This is a genomic window from Mesorhizobium sp. P2_B11 (assembly GCF_056404855.1).
Map to the genome: position 1 here is coordinate 194990 of NZ_JBFUDF010000006.1, position 15446 is coordinate 210435.

The window sequence follows — 15446 nt, forward strand, 5'->3', positions numbered from 1 at the left end:
CTTCTTTGTTTTACGCAATTCCCAAGGGAAAGCGCTGTGCGCTTTTCCCGGGAAAACCGCTCCACACTTTTCCTGGAATTGCTCTAAGGCAGGGACACGCCGTCGCACAGATAGTAGCTGCCGCCATTGCCGGCCTGCTCGCCTTCGTCAGCGGTCGGCCGCACCGAGACGATGTCGATTTGCGTCGCGTTCATCTGCGTGATCGACAGGACGTCGGGAAAGAGAAAGCCCGGTTCCTGGCAGATGGCGGTGACCGCCCAGCTCGGCGAGCGCGTCGCCTTGGTGACCTGGACGAACTCGCAATTATACTCGACGCTTTGCAGGCCGTCCGCCGACAAGATGACATTGCCGGCGTCGATCAGGGTTTGCAGCGTGTCCTTTTTGGCTTGCGCACAAAGCTCCTGGGTTTGGAGATAGACGCCCTTGATGAAGTCCTCGGCGGCCGATACGGGTGACGCCGCAACCAGCATCGAAGCGCAAAGAGTCCTTCTCAAGCCCATGGTTTCATTCCCTTTTGCGACAAGGGATCGTCCAAACGATCGCTCTATAGTGTGATCGTTTGGCCGATTGCTGGCAAGGCCACCTTGATATCGGACCCTTCCAGCCCTGCGACGAACTTTTCCGCTGTCGGGTCGATGATCGGGAAGGTGCCGAAGTGACAGGGCACGACCGTGTCGAAGTGGAAGAAGCGCCGGCAGGCAAGGGCCGCCACCGCACCGCCCATGGTGAAGCGGTCGCCGACCGGCACGATGCCGATCTTCGGCTCATGCAATTCGTTGATCAGCGCCATGTCGGAGAAGATGTCGGTGTCGCCCATGTGGTAAAGCGTCTTGTCTTCCGGAAAATGCAGGACCAGCCCGCCGGGATTGCCGAGATAGACGTTCTGGCCGCCATCGAGGCCAAACGACGAGGAATGCAGCGCCTGGACGAAGGTGGTGGTGAAGGCGCCGCAATCGACGGTGCCACCGAGATTGCCGGGGTTGATCTTATTGCCGTCGACGCCCTGGCCGACCAGGTACATGCAGATCTCGTAGTTGGCGACCAGCTGGGCGCCGCTCTTCTTCAGCACCTCCACCGCGCCGCTGACATGGTCGTTGTGCCCGTGGGTCAAAAGTACGTGGGTTACGCCTTCAGCCGGCCCTTCCCAGCCGCCCGTCCAGGACGGATTGCCGATGAGATAGGGGTCGATCAGGATGGTCGCGCCCGATGTCTCGATGCGAAAGGCCGAATGTCCGTACCAGGTCAATTTCATCGATCGTGTTCCTCGATTTTGGTTGCGCCGGAAGATAGAACGCCGGCAGCAAAATTAAAGTGACATAGTATGCTGGCGGTTCAAAAGAACGTGTCACGCGCTTTGTCGCGGGTAAGACTGGGTCACGGGTAAAACTGGTTTTTGGGGAAAGCCGTTGGGCATCATAGCAATCGAGGAATTGCCGGCACGCCTGGAAGGCGGCAGGACGCTGGCCGGGCTCGATCTCGGCGACAAGACGATCGGTGTCGCCGTCTCCGACCGCGGCCTGTCCTTCGCCCATCCGCGCCCGGTGATCTTGCGCAAGAAGTTTTCGCTGGATGCGGCGGCGCTGCTTGCCCAGTTGCAGAAGGACAATATCGGCGCATTCGTGCTCGGCCTGCCCATCAACATGGACGGGTCGGAAGGGCCGCGGGCCCAGAAATCGCGCGCCTTCGTGCGCAACATGGCTGGAATGACCGACCTGCCCTTCGTGCTGTGGGACGAGCGGCTGTCGACGGTCGCCGCAGAGCGGACGTTGATCGAAATGGATTTCTCGCGGCGAAAACGCGCCGGCAAGATCGATTCGGCGGCGGCAGCCTTTATTCTGCAGGGAGCTTTAGATCGACTCCAGTCGCTTGGCTCATCCGATCGGCCGGAACCGGATTCCCCACCTTCCGGCTGATCCAGGCGGCGATGATGCGTCGGCGCCGGAACGCCCACAGCGCCATCAGCAGGAAGCCGTCAAAGACGCAGGCCCTTGCCACCATGCCGGGAATGATCGCCGGATCGATGCCCAGCATCTGGCCGTAGAGCTCGAACACAACATCGTGCAGCTGCCGGCTGAGCATGACGTAGCCGAAATTGATGTCGTTGAGCGACAGGAAGAACCAGCCCCAGAACAGAGCGAGTGGCGCGGCCCACAATACGAACAGCGTGCGCATCAGTGACCGTCCCTGAGACTGGAGCCGTCTCTGTGGCCGCTGTGACCTATGTCCGGCCGGCCTGAAATGCGCGACAGCAAGGACCCGTGCGCCGCGCCTTTGGCCATGGCATGCGCAGTGGCGCGGCTCTCAGCCTCCCTGGAAATCGCGACGGCCAAAACCGACCTCCGCTCGGCGTGCATGGCGACGTAAGAGGCCAGAAGTGCCGCCAGCTGCACGGCGACAACCAAAAATAGGCCGTTGACGCCTTGCGCCGCACCGCCGACCAGGATCAGGGACAACACGGCGGATGCGGAAACAAAGGCGGTCCGCGCCACACTGTCGGCCCCGTCAGGGTTCGCTGCGGCATTAACCAAACTCTCGACGAAGACCCAGCAAAACAGCACCGCGACGACCAGCAAGGCAACAGCGAGCGGCGCCACGACGGCAGCGTTGTCGAGTTCGACCAGATGGGTGTTTTCCATAGCAACCCCGAGCACGCCGAGAGCGCCCGCAACGCCGCGGTTTCCATCGACGCAGATGAACGCCAGCAGGGCGAAAACCGCTGCCCAGTGCAAGGCCAGAAAGGAGGTCAAAATGGGCCGCATGGCATTCCTGCTTTGGTGACAAAGACAGTGGGCTTTGCGGCCCGCCGCTGCAATGGAAACCATTTGTTAAGGTTAACGTCCATCCACAGGCGGCAGTAAACTCTTGAGTGCAAAACTGTGCAGCTGGCCTCAGTTCACCGGCGGATAAAGCGTGTCGATGATCATGCGCGCATCGTGGCGCGAATCGAGCATGCCATAGGTGTTGCGCCACTGGCCGGCGAGCCGCGTCTCGACGAAGGCATCGGCAATCCGCCCTGCCCCCAGCCGGCGCAATTCCGCTGCGGCCGCCGACAGCGCCAATTGCTCGGTGAGCAGCCGCGCCGATCCCTCATCGGTGCCCGCGACCTGCATGGCAGCCTTGAGCACGCCGATGGTGCCGCGACCACCGGCGCCGAGATCGCGGTCGATGCCGGCCAGCACCTCCTCGAACAGGCCGGGCGCGCGGCCAAGCACGCGCAGCACGTCGAGCGCCATGACATTGCCCGACCCTTCCCAGATCGCGTTGACCGGAGCTTCGCGACAGTAGCGGGCGAGTGGCGCTTCCTCGACATAGCCATTGCCGCCGAGGCATTCCATTGCCTCATAGAGCAGTGGCGGCGCAATCTTGCAGACCCAGTATTTGACCACCGGCGTCATGGCGCGGGCAAAGGCTGCTTCGCCGCGGTCGCTTGCCGCCTCGTCGAAGGAGCGTGCAAGCCGGAACGAGAGCGCTGTGGCGGCGGCGACATCGAGCGCCATGTCGGCCAGCACGCGCTGCATCAGCGGCTGTTCGATCAGCGTCGAACCGAACACCTGGCGGTGGCGGGTGTGATGAACGGCCTCGGCCAAGCCTGCGCGCATGATCGCCGACGAAGCGACGGCGCAGTCGAGCCGGGTCAAGGTGACCATGTCCATGATCGTCTTCACGCCGGCGCCGGGCTCGCCGACCATTTCGCCGATGGCATTGACGAACTCCACCTCCGAAGAGGCGTTAGAGCGATTGCCGAGCTTGTCCTTCAGCCGCTGAAAGCGGAAACCGTTGCCGGAGCCGTCACCGAGGATACGGGGAACAAGAAAGCAGGAAAGCCCTTCCGGCGCCTGCCCAAGCACAAGAAAAGCGTCCGACATCGGCGCCGACATGAACCATTTGTGGCCGGTCAGGCGATAAAAGCCGCTKCCGGCGCGCTCGGCCCTTGTGGTGTTGGCGCGCACATCGGTGCCGCCCTGCTTTTCGGTCATGCCCATGCCAAGCGTCAGCCCGGTCTTCTCGACCGGCGGCTTCTGGCTCTGGTCGTATTTGCGCGTCGTCACGCGCGGCGCCCATTCACGAAACAGCTTTGGGCTGGCCATCAGCGCGGCCAGCGACGCGCTGGTCATGGTGATGGGGCAGAGATGCCCGGTTTCGAGCTCGGCGGTCAGATAGAAACGTGCCGCGCGCACCTGATGGCGGCGGCCGATCTCGCTGTCGCCGTTCTCCCAGATCGAGGAATGCAGCCCGCCGGCGACTGAGCGGCGCATCAGCGCATGATAGGCCGGATGGAACTCGACCTGGTCGATCCGCCTTCCCTGGCGGTCATGCGTGCGCAGCTTCGGCGTCTCGACATTGGCAAGGCGCGCCAGCTCCTGGGCCTCCTGCGTCAGGACGAAGCGGCCAAGTCCGTCGAGATCCTTGCGCACCGGATCGGAAAAACGCTCGGCGAGTTGGATCAGCAACGGATCGCCACGCCAGGCGTTGCCGCCCGTCAGCGGCGGCGGCTGGTTGGTCACGTCGTCGGTCACGCCCGATCCTTCTGAAGGTAGAATGGCCTTTGTCATTACGAGGCTTCGAATCCGAGGCCATCGGCTAGATATAGCCCAAGCTTACCGGAGCGCGCGACGAAAATACCGGGGAGAAAGGCCGCAATCCCAAGCTGGCGCTTGCGGCAAGGAATTCTCCCCCCTATAGCAGCGCCTTGAGATGACCGACGCTTCGTCCCTGCCGCTTTATCCTCACCGCCATCTTCTGGGCATCCGCGATCTTTCCCCCGCCGATATCGAGCTGTTGCTTGATCGCGCCGACCGCGCCGTCGCCATTTCGCGGCAGTCCGAGAAAAAGACCTCGACGCTGCGCGGCCGCACCCAGATCAACCTCTTCTACGAAGCCTCGACCCGCACGCAATCGTCGTTCGAACTGGCCGGAAAGCGGCTTGGCGCCGATGTCATGAACATGTCGGTCGCAAGCTCGTCGGTGAAGAAGGGCGAAACGCTGATCGATACGGCCATGACGCTCAACGCCATGCGCCCCGACATCCTCATTATCCGCCACCAGTCGGCGGGTGCTGCCGCGCTTTTGGCGCAAAAGGTCGGTTGCTCGGTGGTCAATGCCGGCGACGGTGCGCATGAGCACCCGACACAGGCGCTGCTCGACGCGCTAACCATCCGCCGCGCCAAGGGGCCGCTATCGAAGCTGATCGTGGCGATCTGCGGCGACATTCTGCATTCGCGCGTGGCGCGCTCCAACATCATGCTCTTGAACGCGCTCGGCGCGCAGGTGCGGGTCGTGGCGCCGTCGACACTGTTGCCGTCCGGCATCGAGAAAATGGGCGTCATCGTCTCGCGCTCGATGGCCGAAGGGCTGAAGGGCGCCGATGTGGTGATGATGCTGCGGCTGCAGCGCGAGCGCATGGAAGGCTCCTTCGTGCCGTCTATCCGCGAATATTTCCGCTATTTCGGCCTCGATGCCGAAAAGCTGAAGGCGGCGAAGGACGGCGCGCTGGTGATGCATCCCGGACCGATGAACCGCGGCGTCGAGATCGCGTCGGAAATCGCCGATGGCCCGCAAAGCGTCATCCAGGAACAGGTCGAGATGGGTGTTGCCGTGCGCATGGCGGTGATGGAAGCGCTGCTCGATCCGCGCCGCAACGCAGAGGGCCGTGGCGCATGAGCACGACGGTCTTTGAACGCGCCCGCATTGTCGACCCGTCACGCGGCATCGATGAAGTCGGCACGGTTATCGTCGAGGGCAAGAAGATCGTTGCCGCCGGCAAGGCCGCCTTGAACCAGGGCGCACCGGCGGGCGCCACCGTCATCGACTGCGCCGGCAAGGCGATCATTCCCGGCCTGATCGACGCGCGCGTCTTCATCGGCGAGCCCGGCGGCGAACACCGCGAGACCATTGCTTCGGCAAGCGTTGCAGCGGCGGCCGGCGGCGTCACCTCCATCGTCATGATGCCCGATACCGACCCAGTGATCGACAATGTCGCGCTGGTCGAATTCGTGCTGCGCACCGCCAGGGACACCGCAATCGTCAACATCTTTCCGGCTGCGGCGATCACCAAGGGGCTTGCCGGCCGGGAGATGACCGAGTTCGGCCTGCTGCGCGAGGCCGGCGCGGTTGCCTTTACCGATGGCCGCCACACAATAGCCAGCGCGCTGGTGATGCGCCGGGCGCTGACCTATGCGCGCGATTTCGGCGGCGTCATCGTGCATGAGACGCAGGATGGCGACCTCGCCTCGGCCGGCGTCATGAATGAAGGCCTCTATGCCAGCTGGCTCGGCCTAGCCGGCATTCCGCGCGAGGCCGAGTCCATCCCGCTGGAGCGCGACCTGGCCCTGGCGCGGCTGACGCGCGGCGCCTACCACGCGGCCAAGATATCGACAGAGATGGCTGCGCAAGCGGTAACGCGGGCGAAAGCCGACCAGGCCAATGTCACGGCGGGCGTGGCGATCCACAATTTGTCGCTCAACGAGAACGATGTCGGGGAATACCGCACCTTCTTCCGGCTGACGCCGCCGCTGCGCGCCGAGGAGGACCGGCTGGCGATGATCGAAGCGGTCAAGGACGGCACCATCGACATCATCGTCTCCTCGCACGACCCGCAGGATGTCGACACCAAGCGCCTGCCCTTCGCCGATGCGGCCGCCGGCGCCATCGGGCTGGAGACGCTGCTCGGCGCAGCACTGCGGCTCTACCACAATGGCGACGTGCCGCTGCTCAGGCTGATCGAGACGCTGTCGAGCGCGCCGGCGAAACTGTTCGGCCTGCCGGGCGGCACGCTGAAGCCCGGCGCTCAAGCCGATCTTGCTGTGATCGACCTCGAAGAGCCTTGGATCGTCAGCGAAAGCGGCATCCGTTCGCGCTCGAAAAACACCTGTTTCGAAGGCGCGCGGCTGCAAGGCATGGTCTTGCAAACGCTGGTGGCGGGCCGCACAGTGTTTTCGGCATAGACTGATCGCGGCACATCGAACGCTGATCTGCGTCAGGGGAAATGCGGGGGGAAACAATGAGTTACAACGTCATCCTGGCATTGCTGTTCGGCTATCTCCTGGGTTCGATTCCCTTCGGCCTGCTGATCACCCGCGCCGCTGGTCTGGGCGATGTGCGCAAGATCGGTTCCGGCAATATCGGCGCCACCAATGTGCTGCGCACCGGCAACAAGGGCCTCGCTGCCGCGACGCTGGTGCTCGACGCGCTGAAGGGTACCGCGGCGGTGATGATCGCGCGCCATTTTGGACACGACTACGAATTGTGGGCCGGCCTCGGACTCTGGGCAGGCCTTGGCGCCTTCCTTGGGCATCTGTTTCCGGTCTGGCTTGGTTTCAAGGGCGGCAAGGGCGTGGCGACCTATCTCGGCGTGCTGATCGCACTCGGCTGGCATGTGGCGCTGATCTTCATGGTCGTCTGGCTGGCGATGGCATTTCTGTTTCGCTACTCCTCGCTGGCAGCGCTGACGGCAGCGGTCATCGTGCCGATAGCGCTCTATTTCTGGAGCACACCTGAGACTGCCGGGCTGTTCCTGGTGATGAGCCTGATCGTCATCTTCAAACACCGCGCCAACATTTCGCGCCTTCTTGCCGGCACCGAAGGCAAGATCGGAGCCAAGGGTTGAGCAAGCCTGCCGCCGGGCCGCGCCTCAGCGACCGGCAGCGGCTGAGCTGGCTGCGCCTGATCCGCACGCAAAATGTCGGCCCGGCCTCGTTTCGCGAATTGATCAACCGCTTCGGCTCGGCTGAGGCAGCGCTTGAGATGCTGCCAGAGCTGATGATTTCGGGTGGCGCGAAAAGGATCGTTCGCATTCCTTCCGTCGAGGAGGCTGAAGCGGAACTGGAAGCGGCCAGTGAGAACGGCGCCCGCTTCGTCGGCATCGGCGAGGCCGACTACCCGCCGATGCTGAAAAACATGGACAATCCGCCGCCGCTGATTGCCATGAAGGGTGAAGCTACGGTGTTTCGTCTGCCGGCGGTCGCCATTGTCGGCGCCCGCAACGCGTCGCTTGCCGGCATCAAGATGGCGCGCATGCTGGCGGCGGATCTCGGCCGCGACGGCTACGCCATCGTCTCCGGACTGGCGCGCGGCATCGACACGGCGGCGCACCAGGGCAGCCTTGCGACCGGTACGGTTGGCGTGCTCGCCGGAGGGCTCGACGTCCCCTACCCGCCCGAAAATGCCGGCCTGTGTAACGACATTGCCGAACGCGGCGGCGCCGTCATTTCGGAAATGCCGTTCGGCTGGCAGCCGCGGGCGCAGGATTTTCCGCGCCGCAACCGGCTTGTCGCGGGTGCCGCCCTCGGACTGGTGGTGATCGAAGCGGCGCAACGCTCCGGCTCGCTGATCAGCGCGCGCCTGGCCGGCGAGATGGGCCGGCTGGTCTTTGCCGTGCCGGGGTCACCGCTCGATCCGCGTTGCGCCGGCTCCAACGGCCTGCTCAAGGACGGCGCCACCCTGGTGACCGAGGCATCGGATGTTTCCGGAGCGATCGCGCCTTTGGCCGGCCCGCGAGCGCCAAGGGCCGCGCCGGCGCAAAAGACGCCCGACTTTTCGGCAACGCCGCCGCCCGGCGAGGACGAACGCAGCGGCGTGCTCGAAGTGCTGGGGCCGACGCCGGTGGCGGTGGACGAGATCATCCGCCACACCGGCCTCAACGCCGCGCAAGTGTCCATGGTGCTGCTGGAACTCGACCTCGCGGGCCGTATCGAACGCCACGCCGGCGGCAATGTCTCACTGGTTTCCTGAAGCCTTGGACTTAGAGCAATTCCAGGAAAAGTGTGAGCGGTTTTCCGTCCGGAATTGCGAAAAAACAAAGAGATAGAGCGGTTGGGCGTGTGCGTGAAACGGCGAGGCGCCGCGCAGCGGGCTGCACATTATCCCTGTAGGTAATGCATTTGCGGTAGCGGCCATCGGCAACGCGCTGTTTGCCAATGCGCTCCCACTCCGGTGTCCAGGAGGCATTCCAGTCAAAATTCTGCGAAATCAGATTTTCCCTATCGAAGCACTGCGGATCCCGCTCGAGGATCCGACGCGCTTCATCGGCGAGCGGACTGTAGCTTTCAACAGCCGCCATCTTCCTCGCCCGCGCGGCCTGGGGGAGCTGAATTTCCAATTCGACACGTCCCGCAACGTTTGGAACCGCAGCGGAACAAAGTTGTCTGCCGACCTTTGCCGTCTTGCCCAGCCCTTGGCTGAGAGCCTGCCCAAAGGCATAGGCCAAGTCATGTATTGGATTATAGCCGTCGACCGCGTCCGACACGATCTGGACATTCCTTGCGGTCGCCAGATCGGCGCGCATTCTCGAGAGCACGCCGACAAGAAAATCGTGGTTCCCCGCCAGCAGCGCCTCGTACCAGGCGCCATCGGGAATATCTCCAAACACCGCGCCGCATGTCGCGCCCGTCGAATCGACCACATCGCGTGAATAGCCGGTTCGCGACGTTTCCTTGCCGCCTGATCCGTCGGTCAGAAGATAGACCCTTGGTTTGGCGATCTCGAGCCAATGGTGGATTCTGAGTTCGTGCCCGGGATGGGCGAGAATCAGCACGTTTTCCAGTTTTTCTTCTGGCTTTTCAGGCAACAACGGCTCCAGTCCAGTTTCTCTTCGATCGAGCCGGATGACCTGGGAACAATTCAGGCGCAACCTTGGCCGCGACAATGCTGACGAAGCTTGTTTGGCCAGCGGCTTCAAATTAAGACGCTGCCAGAAACTCGTGCGCCTTTCTCTCTCATATCAGACGTAGTGCGCAAGCAAGGAATCGCCAGTTGCGAATTCTTATCACCAATCTCTCCCTGTCTCGAAACAGCGGATCGGAAGCGGTCGTCGAGCTGTTGGCGGACGGACTTCGCGGCGCCGGCCATCAGACCATGCTGCTGGCTCCCACGCTGGGCGACATGGCCGATAGAATGCGCCGTCGCGGGCATCATGTCGTCGACCGCATTGCCGAGATCGTCGCAAAGCCCGATGTCATTCACGCCCAGCATCTGACGCCTTGCCTGACTGCGCTCGCCAGGTTTCCCGACGTGCCGGCGGTATTTTCCTGCCACAGCGCGTTCTTTGAGGTCGAAGCGCCGATGCTGCATCCGCAGATACGCCATTGGATTGCGGTCGACGAAGCGTGCCGGGCCAAATGCCTGTCGCGCGGCATACCGGCCGATCAGATGAGCCTTGTCTACAACGCGGTCGATCTCAATCGCTTCAAGCCGCGTCCGCCGCTCCCCGCCAAGCCGGTGCGGGCGCTGCTGCTGACCAAGAATTTCGAGCACCAGGCAGCGGTTCGTGACGCCTGTGCCAGAGGCGGCATCCAGCTGGATGAGCTGGGCCCAGCCACCGGGCGGTTTTCGCAGCAGCTGGAACAGGACCTGCTCGGCTACGACATCGTGTTCGCAACCGCCCGAATGGCGATCGAGGCGGCTGCAGTCGGCTGCGCCGTTGTCGTGTGCGACGCGCGTGGCTTCGCGGGATTGCTCAGCACCACGAACATGGAGGCCTGGCGTCGCTTCAACCTGGGCGTTGGGCTTTTGACCAGGCCGACCACGGTCGAAAATCTTCTCGACGCGATATCCGGTTTCGATGCGAACGACGCCGCGGCCGTGTCCACCTATTTTCGCAAGGTGGCGGGTGACGCGTATTTCGTCGAGGAACACCTGCGCATCTATGATCAGGCGATGCGATCGGACAGAGGGCTGGATCCCGATGAGCGCGCCCTGGCGACCGCAGCCTGGATCGAGGAGATCGGCGTCTCGCACCCGCGCCGAAGATGGTTCCACATCGTGAAGGAATTGCACGGCTGGCCGGATTCGCCCGAGCCAGCAAGGCTCCTCGCGCAGCTGCAGGCGAACTCTGGAATTTTGGAGAACAACGCGGCCGCTTTGGCCAATCTTGGCGAACAGATCGGCGCGATCAAGCCTGAAATTGCCAGAACCCAGCAGCTTGTTGTGGACGAGTCAGCCTCGCGCGCTGCCACGCTGGAGGGCAACCAGGTTGTTTTGAACCGTGTCGAAGAGCAGCTTTCGAACCTTTCGAATTTTGTGAACGAGATAAAGCGACTGTACAACGGCATGGTCCCTCTGTTCATAAGGAAAATCTTCCTTCGAGCCCGTAGAGGAGGCCGACAGTGATCGGACTCGATGGCCTGGACCGCAACAAATTGAGCGGTTACAGCGTCTGCACCTCGCCACGATCCGGCAGCAATTTCCTGTGCCAGCATCTGAGCGGAACAGGCCTGCTCGGACACCCGCTGGAATATTTCAATTGGGGCGGGCGCCGCTATTTCGATGACCCGGACTACCCCAAGGATATTGCCGGCCAGGTCGGCAAAATCCTGACGATGGGCGCCACGCCCAACGGCATCTACGGCCTGAAGCTATTTGCCCATCAGCACGACTGGTTTTCGGGCGAGGTGAATTGGGTCGATGCGCTTCCCAATCTTCGCTTCGTGCTGCTCACCCGGCGAGACTTGCTCGGCCAGGCGATCTCCTGGGCACGTGCGCTCCAGACAGGACAATACCGATCGAGCCAACCTATGGCCCAAATGCCGGTGTTCGACGCCGAACTGATCCAGAGCCAGCTTGACGCCCTTGCTCGCGAACGAGCCCGCTGGGACATGTTCTTTGCGCRCACCGGTATCGAACCGCTGCGGCTTGAATACGAGACCGTGATCGATGACCCTCGCCACGCCGTCCATCAGGTCGCCGAACTGATGGGCCTGGACCCGCTCCCCAATTTGGGGACTGGCAAGGTTCTTAGCGTTGAGCTGCAGCGGGACGCCTTGAACCTTGACTGGGCACACCGCTTCCGGGCCGAACGCGGCAACCCGAACATTCTGGACGCTATATAGCCCGGCAGAAATTCATCTTCGGGCTTGCCAAGAATGGCACCGATCGCGGGCAGCGCATTTACTCTTCGCCATCCCCTCTGTATCACCGCCCCAGACTGCGTGGGTAGCCACGCCATCCAGCCGGGGGGCAGATGTCGACACCGTTCAATGCATTTACTTTGGTTGAGCTTCTCGCCTTTGCTGGCTTGAGCTTCCTTTATGTCCGGGCAGACGATTCGTTATCCGCCAGAGTCAAGACCGAGTATACCGTCGTTGCCGGGATCCTGTTTGCGATCCTGGTCGCAGTGAGAGCCCCGGCATTGCTGACTTTCTATAGGGTCTGGGCTGAAATCGGGCAGCTCTATTTCGGCTATGCCTATGCTCACGGCCCGTTTGCCGCCCTGTTCAACCCGGCGAGCAATTATTACGATCTGTCGGCAAACCTCTCGTCGGCGGTTGCGGTGTCGGCCGGACTTCAGTGGTGGCCGGTCGTTGACACCGGCTCCGGTCTTCTGGTGGCGTTGTTGCTTCCATTTGTTGTCGCCGGCACGACGCAATCGATATCGTGGCGAACCGGAATCTTGTTGGCGGTTGCGACCGCGCTCTATTGCGTCACCGCTTCGGAGACGTTCGCAACGGCACTTCACAACAAAGGCTGGGGGCTGGTCTATGCCGCGCTTGTCTTTGCATCGTTGGCAATCAAACAGCCGCTCAATCGCGTTCATATCGGTCTTCTTCTGGTGCTGCCGTTTACAGGCACCCCGGGGGCCTTCGCGCTTATCATATGGGCGGCTGCCGGGTTTGTGCTCCGACAGCCTCATCTTGTTCGACCTCTGGTCTGGTCTATTCCCGGATTGGCGACGCAGATCGGCTGCGCGCTTCTGCCGGCAACAGATACAGGCATGGCCGTACGGCCGTTTACGCTTCTCGGTTTCGCAAGCTTGCCAGACCTGTTCCTGCTCAAGGTGGCGGGTGCAATCCTTTGGCCGGCCTGGTTTTTCACCAGCTTGACGCCGGGTACGTTTGAACTGATTGCAGCTGCCATCGTGTTCCTTGGCGTGATTGGGGCCGCAGTCTTCCTCGCCCGCCGCCAGCCCATTCTGCTGCTCGTTCCGCTCGTTGCACTGCAATTTTCGGCTACGGCGATTTTCGCCGTCGGAGGCGCCGAGTCACTGCTCATAACGGGATCCGGCTTCAGGTATTATTTCGCGCCAGTCGCAACACTTCTGATCGTTCTGGCGATTTGTGCGTCCACGTGGAGATTGGCTGCAAGGGTTGCGGCGGTTGCTATTTGCCTATGCGCGGTCATCGCAAATCGAGACTACAACGCCATGGTAGATGGCCTGTTCTTCACGCCGTCTCAGCCGAGCTGGTCCTCGCAGGCAGCGACCCATCTCACCTCCCCGTCGCAACCGCTTCTAAAATATCCCACGGGGGGCAAAGTGCTACTACCTGACTGTGGCGAATACCATTGCTAGACTAGCAGCGTCAGGTTGTTTCGGACTTGTAATGGTGCATGGCGAACCTGCCCACCAACGTCCCGCCTGCAATCACACCTCCCGCCAGCATCAGCAAGAAAACCTGGTGGAACTCGGGCGATTTGAGGGAGGCCGCGTTGCCGAGCAATGAACCGACATAGACGTAACCAAAAAGGGCGGGAAGCGACGCCGCAGTTCCTATCAAGTAGTCGGCGAGGCGAATTCCACTCGCTCCCAGCGCGATGCTTGTGGCGGCAAAGGGGACGACCGGCGACAGGCGGATCAGGAAGACCGATCGCCAGCCGTCAGCGGCGAGGAACTGCTTGACCTTGTCGAGACCGCCGACGACCTTCGTGTTGGTGAGAGGAATGTTCCGAAGGCCTTTTCGGCCAATGTAGTAACCGACAATGCCGCCGGCCAAGGTCCCGACGAGCGCCATTGCCGATCCGCCGGCAAATCCGTAAACCGCTCCGCCCGCGATCCCGAGCAGGGACGCCGGCAATATGCCGGTGGCGGCCACCAGAAACTGCATCACGACCAGCGCAACGAAACCAAACACACCTGTCTGCTGAACGCTCGCTTTGGCGATCCGCAAGATATCGTCGAGATAACCCGACAGCGCGGCGGGAACCAGAACCATGGCGAGGCCCGCCACACCGAGGGCCATTCTTGTCCGGCGCCTCATCAGATGTTGCTCCCTGCGAACAAGGGATCTCGTCGAATGCCAAGTTTGCTGAGGCGAAACTTCATCGCGGTTTTCAAGACGCCCAGGCCATAAACGACGCTGCGCCGAAAGTTGATCGACGATGCCTCCGGGAAATATTTCGTCGGACAGGAAATCTCGCCCCCACGGAGGCCGAGATATACGGCCTGGCAGACCATCTCATTGTCAAAAACAAAGTCGTCCGAGCATCGGTGATAAGGGATCTCGGTCAGAGCCCTCCGGCTCCAGCACCGGAAGCCGGTGTGAAACTCCGACATTTTCTGGCCGATCAGAATGTTTTGAACCAGGGTCAGAAAGCGATTGGCGACATATTTATAGACTGGCATGCCGCCACGCAGGGCGCCCTTCCCCAAGATGCGTGACCCAAAGACGAAATCATACTCGCCGGAGGCGACCATCGAGGCAATGGCCGGCACCAGCCTGGGCGAATACTGATAGTCGGGGTGAAGCATTACCACGATATCGGCGTCGCGCTGCAGCGCCGCATCGTAACAAGTCTTCTGATTGCCGCCATAGCCTTTGTTGGCGGAATGCTGGATCGTGTAAATGCCGAGCTGTCGCGAAATGCTGACAGTATCGTCCTTGGAAAGATCATCCGTGAGAATAACGTCATCGATCAGTTGCATCGGCAAGGCGAAGTAGGTCTTCTCCAGTGTAGCCGACGCATTGTAGGCGGGCATGATCACCGCCACACGCAACCCATCAATCATTTCTACGCCACCGCCCCGATGTTGCGTTTCCATTGCCGGAAAACATCCCAGAGCGCAAGCTGGCGTAAATTTTCAGAAATACGTGCGGCAAAAGCGCCACGCCTGCCTCAGCGTGTCACGCAGGATTCCGCGCTACAAAAACTAGGCAGACAACGGATAAGGACAGTGGCCGTACACCCACCGGGTTTTCCACCCGCCATCCGGCTCATGAACGACAACCATCGCATCGTAGCCGAGCTTGCCGGATCCGTGCGCGGCTTCCACGGCCGCCTCCAGTGCTGCTTGTTTGGAGCCGCAGGGATAGTCGGTTCCGTTGTAGGTTATCCGCCAACCCGTCGCGTCGGCTGAAACATAGTAAACTACCTTCGCCATGGTGCCCTCATGGTTCGGACTATGACGCGCTGACTTGGTGCAATCACATATGCCGACGATCAGGCCTTTACCCGCCTAACCCTGATGCCGGGGCCGCAAAACCGGAATCAGTTCCGTCGCAACCGGAATCTAGCACAATCGTTTGTAGCTTGAATGACTATTGTCCCAGTAAATTCTTTTCTTTTCCAGGAATACATTAGCTGAATCTAATATTGGTCCGTCCGGGATTTCTCGGCGTTGCTATGATGACACGCGCATTGCCCAATTGTCGACTGGAGAGGTAAGTCCGCCGATCGAGGCTGGACGAATCCGGCCCGAGTTAATATTAGGCACAATCGTGGGTGAGATTTGAGTATCT

Annotated in this window: 17 protein-coding genes; 8 read left to right on the top strand and 9 right to left on the bottom strand. The window is 61.7% G+C overall.

Going from position 1 to position 15446, the window contains the following annotated elements:
• Positions 1–83: 83 nt before the first annotated feature.
• Positions 84–500 (bottom strand): hypothetical protein, encoded by a 417-nt coding sequence (locus AC1DYJ_RS20350; protein WP_477284309.1) that lies wholly within the window; start codon positions 498–500, stop codon positions 84–86.
• A 44-nt stretch (positions 501–544) separates the two neighbouring features.
• Positions 545–1252, bottom strand: a complete 708-nt coding sequence (locus AC1DYJ_RS20355) for a metal-dependent hydrolase (RefSeq protein WP_477284311.1) — start codon at positions 1250–1252, stop codon at positions 545–547.
• A gap of 154 nt (positions 1253–1406) precedes the next feature.
• Between AC1DYJ_RS20355 and ruvX the strand changes: the two genes are divergently transcribed.
• Positions 1407–1913 (top strand): Holliday junction resolvase RuvX, encoded by a 507-nt coding sequence (ruvX, locus tag AC1DYJ_RS20360; protein WP_477284313.1) that lies wholly within the window; start codon positions 1407–1409, stop codon positions 1911–1913.
• Here ruvX and AC1DYJ_RS20365 read toward each other — a convergent pair.
• The 3 genes from AC1DYJ_RS20365 to AC1DYJ_RS20375 all read right to left on the bottom strand — a co-directional run bounded on the left by AC1DYJ_RS20365 (position 1831) and on the right by AC1DYJ_RS20375 (position 4553).
• On the bottom strand, positions 1831–2172 hold the full coding sequence (locus AC1DYJ_RS20365; RefSeq protein ID WP_477284315.1) for a DUF6105 family protein: 342 nt from the start codon (positions 2170–2172) through the stop codon (positions 1831–1833). The two genes, ruvX and AC1DYJ_RS20365, sit on opposite strands and share 83 nt — an antisense overlap.
• Positions 2172–2759 (bottom strand): hypothetical protein, encoded by a 588-nt coding sequence (locus tag AC1DYJ_RS20370; protein WP_477284838.1) that lies wholly within the window; start codon positions 2757–2759, stop codon positions 2172–2174. The genes AC1DYJ_RS20365 and AC1DYJ_RS20370 overlap by 1 nt, the downstream gene beginning before the upstream one ends.
• Positions 2760–2888: 129 nt before the next feature.
• The gene (locus AC1DYJ_RS20375; protein ID WP_477284317.1) at positions 2889–4553 is read right to left on the bottom strand and encodes a DNA alkylation response protein; all 1665 of its coding nucleotides are present in this window, start codon (positions 4551–4553) and stop codon (positions 2889–2891) included.
• A 142-nt stretch (positions 4554–4695) separates the two neighbouring features.
• Here AC1DYJ_RS20375 and AC1DYJ_RS20380 point away from each other — a divergent pair, with 142 nt between their 5' ends.
• Genes AC1DYJ_RS20380 through dprA form a run of 4 tightly spaced genes read left to right on the top strand, consistent with a single transcriptional unit; the run spans position 4696 to position 8730 of the window.
• Positions 4696–5661: an aspartate carbamoyltransferase catalytic subunit gene (locus tag AC1DYJ_RS20380; RefSeq protein ID WP_477284319.1), complete on the top strand. Its 966-nt coding sequence runs from the start codon at positions 4696–4698 to the stop codon at positions 5659–5661.
• Positions 5658–6944 (top strand): dihydroorotase, encoded by a 1287-nt coding sequence (locus tag AC1DYJ_RS20385; protein WP_477284320.1) that lies wholly within the window; start codon positions 5658–5660, stop codon positions 6942–6944. The genes AC1DYJ_RS20380 and AC1DYJ_RS20385 overlap by 4 nt, the downstream gene beginning before the upstream one ends.
• 56 nt (positions 6945–7000) lie before the next feature.
• Positions 7001–7606: a glycerol-3-phosphate 1-O-acyltransferase PlsY gene (gene plsY / locus AC1DYJ_RS20390; RefSeq protein WP_477284322.1), complete on the top strand. Its 606-nt coding sequence runs from the start codon at positions 7001–7003 to the stop codon at positions 7604–7606.
• A complete protein-coding gene (dprA, locus tag AC1DYJ_RS20395) occupies positions 7603–8730 on the top strand; it encodes a DNA-processing protein DprA (RefSeq protein ID WP_477284324.1) in 1128 nt (375 codons plus the stop codon). Before plsY ends, dprA begins: the two co-directional genes overlap by 4 nt.
• Positions 8731–8740: 10 nt before the next feature.
• Here the strand turns inward: dprA and AC1DYJ_RS20400 are convergent, their stop codons facing one another.
• The gene (locus AC1DYJ_RS20400) at positions 8741–9676 is read right to left on the bottom strand and encodes a hypothetical protein (RefSeq protein WP_477426216.1); all 936 of its coding nucleotides are present in this window, start codon (positions 9674–9676) and stop codon (positions 8741–8743) included.
• A gap of 74 nt (positions 9677–9750) precedes the next feature.
• Between AC1DYJ_RS20400 and AC1DYJ_RS20405 the strand changes: the two genes are divergently transcribed.
• From AC1DYJ_RS20405 to AC1DYJ_RS20415, 3 genes are all read left to right on the top strand, one after another.
• A complete protein-coding gene (locus AC1DYJ_RS20405) occupies positions 9751–11106 on the top strand; it encodes a glycosyltransferase family 4 protein (protein WP_477284328.1) in 1356 nt (451 codons plus the stop codon).
• A complete protein-coding gene (locus AC1DYJ_RS20410) occupies positions 11103–11825 on the top strand; it encodes a Stf0 family sulfotransferase (protein WP_477426218.1) in 723 nt (240 codons plus the stop codon). Before AC1DYJ_RS20405 ends, AC1DYJ_RS20410 begins: the two co-directional genes overlap by 4 nt.
• A gap of 131 nt (positions 11826–11956) precedes the next feature.
• Positions 11957–13282 carry a hypothetical protein gene (locus tag AC1DYJ_RS20415; protein ID WP_477426220.1) on the top strand — a complete coding sequence of 442 codons (1326 nt, stop codon included), beginning with the start codon at positions 11957–11959 and terminating at the stop codon, positions 13280–13282.
• A 10-nt stretch (positions 13283–13292) separates the two neighbouring features.
• Here the strand turns inward: AC1DYJ_RS20415 and AC1DYJ_RS20420 are convergent, their stop codons facing one another.
• The 3 genes from AC1DYJ_RS20420 to AC1DYJ_RS20430 form a co-directional block, all read right to left on the bottom strand.
• Positions 13293–13949, bottom strand: coding sequence for a TVP38/TMEM64 family protein (locus AC1DYJ_RS20420; protein ID WP_477284334.1), 657 nt, complete (start codon positions 13947–13949; stop codon positions 13293–13295).
• Positions 13950–13966: 17 nt separating this feature from the next.
• The gene (locus AC1DYJ_RS20425; protein WP_477284336.1) at positions 13967–14749 is read right to left on the bottom strand and encodes a glycosyltransferase family 2 protein; all 783 of its coding nucleotides are present in this window, start codon (positions 14747–14749) and stop codon (positions 13967–13969) included.
• A gap of 108 nt (positions 14750–14857) precedes the next feature.
• Positions 14858–15088 carry a hypothetical protein gene (locus AC1DYJ_RS20430; RefSeq protein ID WP_477284338.1) on the bottom strand — a complete coding sequence of 77 codons (231 nt, stop codon included), beginning with the start codon at positions 15086–15088 and terminating at the stop codon, positions 14858–14860.
• Positions 15089–15446: the final 358 nt, after the last annotated feature.

What these genes read in the sequence shown, in the direction of transcription:
- AC1DYJ_RS20380 (WP_477284319.1), top strand. Translation starts at nt 4,696, where the DNA reads ATGACCGACGCTTCGTCCCTGCCGCTTTATCCTCACCGCCATCTTCTG.
- plsY (WP_477284322.1), top strand. Translation starts at nt 7,001, where the DNA reads ATGAGTTACAACGTCATCCTGGCATTGCTGTTCGGCTATCTCCTGGGT.
- AC1DYJ_RS20430 (WP_477284338.1), bottom strand. Translation starts at nt 15,088, where the DNA reads ATGGCGAAGGTAGTTTACTATGTTTCAGCCGACGCGACGGGTTGGCGG.
- AC1DYJ_RS20365 (WP_477284315.1), bottom strand. Translation starts at nt 2,172, where the DNA reads ATGCGCACGCTGTTCGTATTGTGGGCCGCGCCACTCGCTCTGTTCTGG.
- AC1DYJ_RS20385 (WP_477284320.1), top strand. Translation starts at nt 5,658, where the DNA reads ATGAGCACGACGGTCTTTGAACGCGCCCGCATTGTCGACCCGTCACGC.
- AC1DYJ_RS20415 (WP_477426220.1), top strand. Translation starts at nt 11,957, where the DNA reads ATGTCGACACCGTTCAATGCATTTACTTTGGTTGAGCTTCTCGCCTTT.
- AC1DYJ_RS20350 (WP_477284309.1), bottom strand. Translation starts at nt 500, where the DNA reads ATGGGCTTGAGAAGGACTCTTTGCGCTTCGATGCTGGTTGCGGCGTCA.
- AC1DYJ_RS20425 (WP_477284336.1), bottom strand. Translation starts at nt 14,749, where the DNA reads ATGGAAACGCAACATCGGGGCGGTGGCGTAGAAATGATTGATGGGTTG.
- AC1DYJ_RS20370 (WP_477284838.1), bottom strand. Translation starts at nt 2,759, where the DNA reads ATGCGGCCCATTTTGACCTCCTTTCTGGCCTTGCACTGGGCAGCGGTT.
- AC1DYJ_RS20420 (WP_477284334.1), bottom strand. Translation starts at nt 13,949, where the DNA reads ATGGCCCTCGGTGTGGCGGGCCTCGCCATGGTTCTGGTTCCCGCCGCG.
- AC1DYJ_RS20355 (WP_477284311.1), bottom strand. Translation starts at nt 1,252, where the DNA reads ATGAAATTGACCTGGTACGGACATTCGGCCTTTCGCATCGAGACATCG.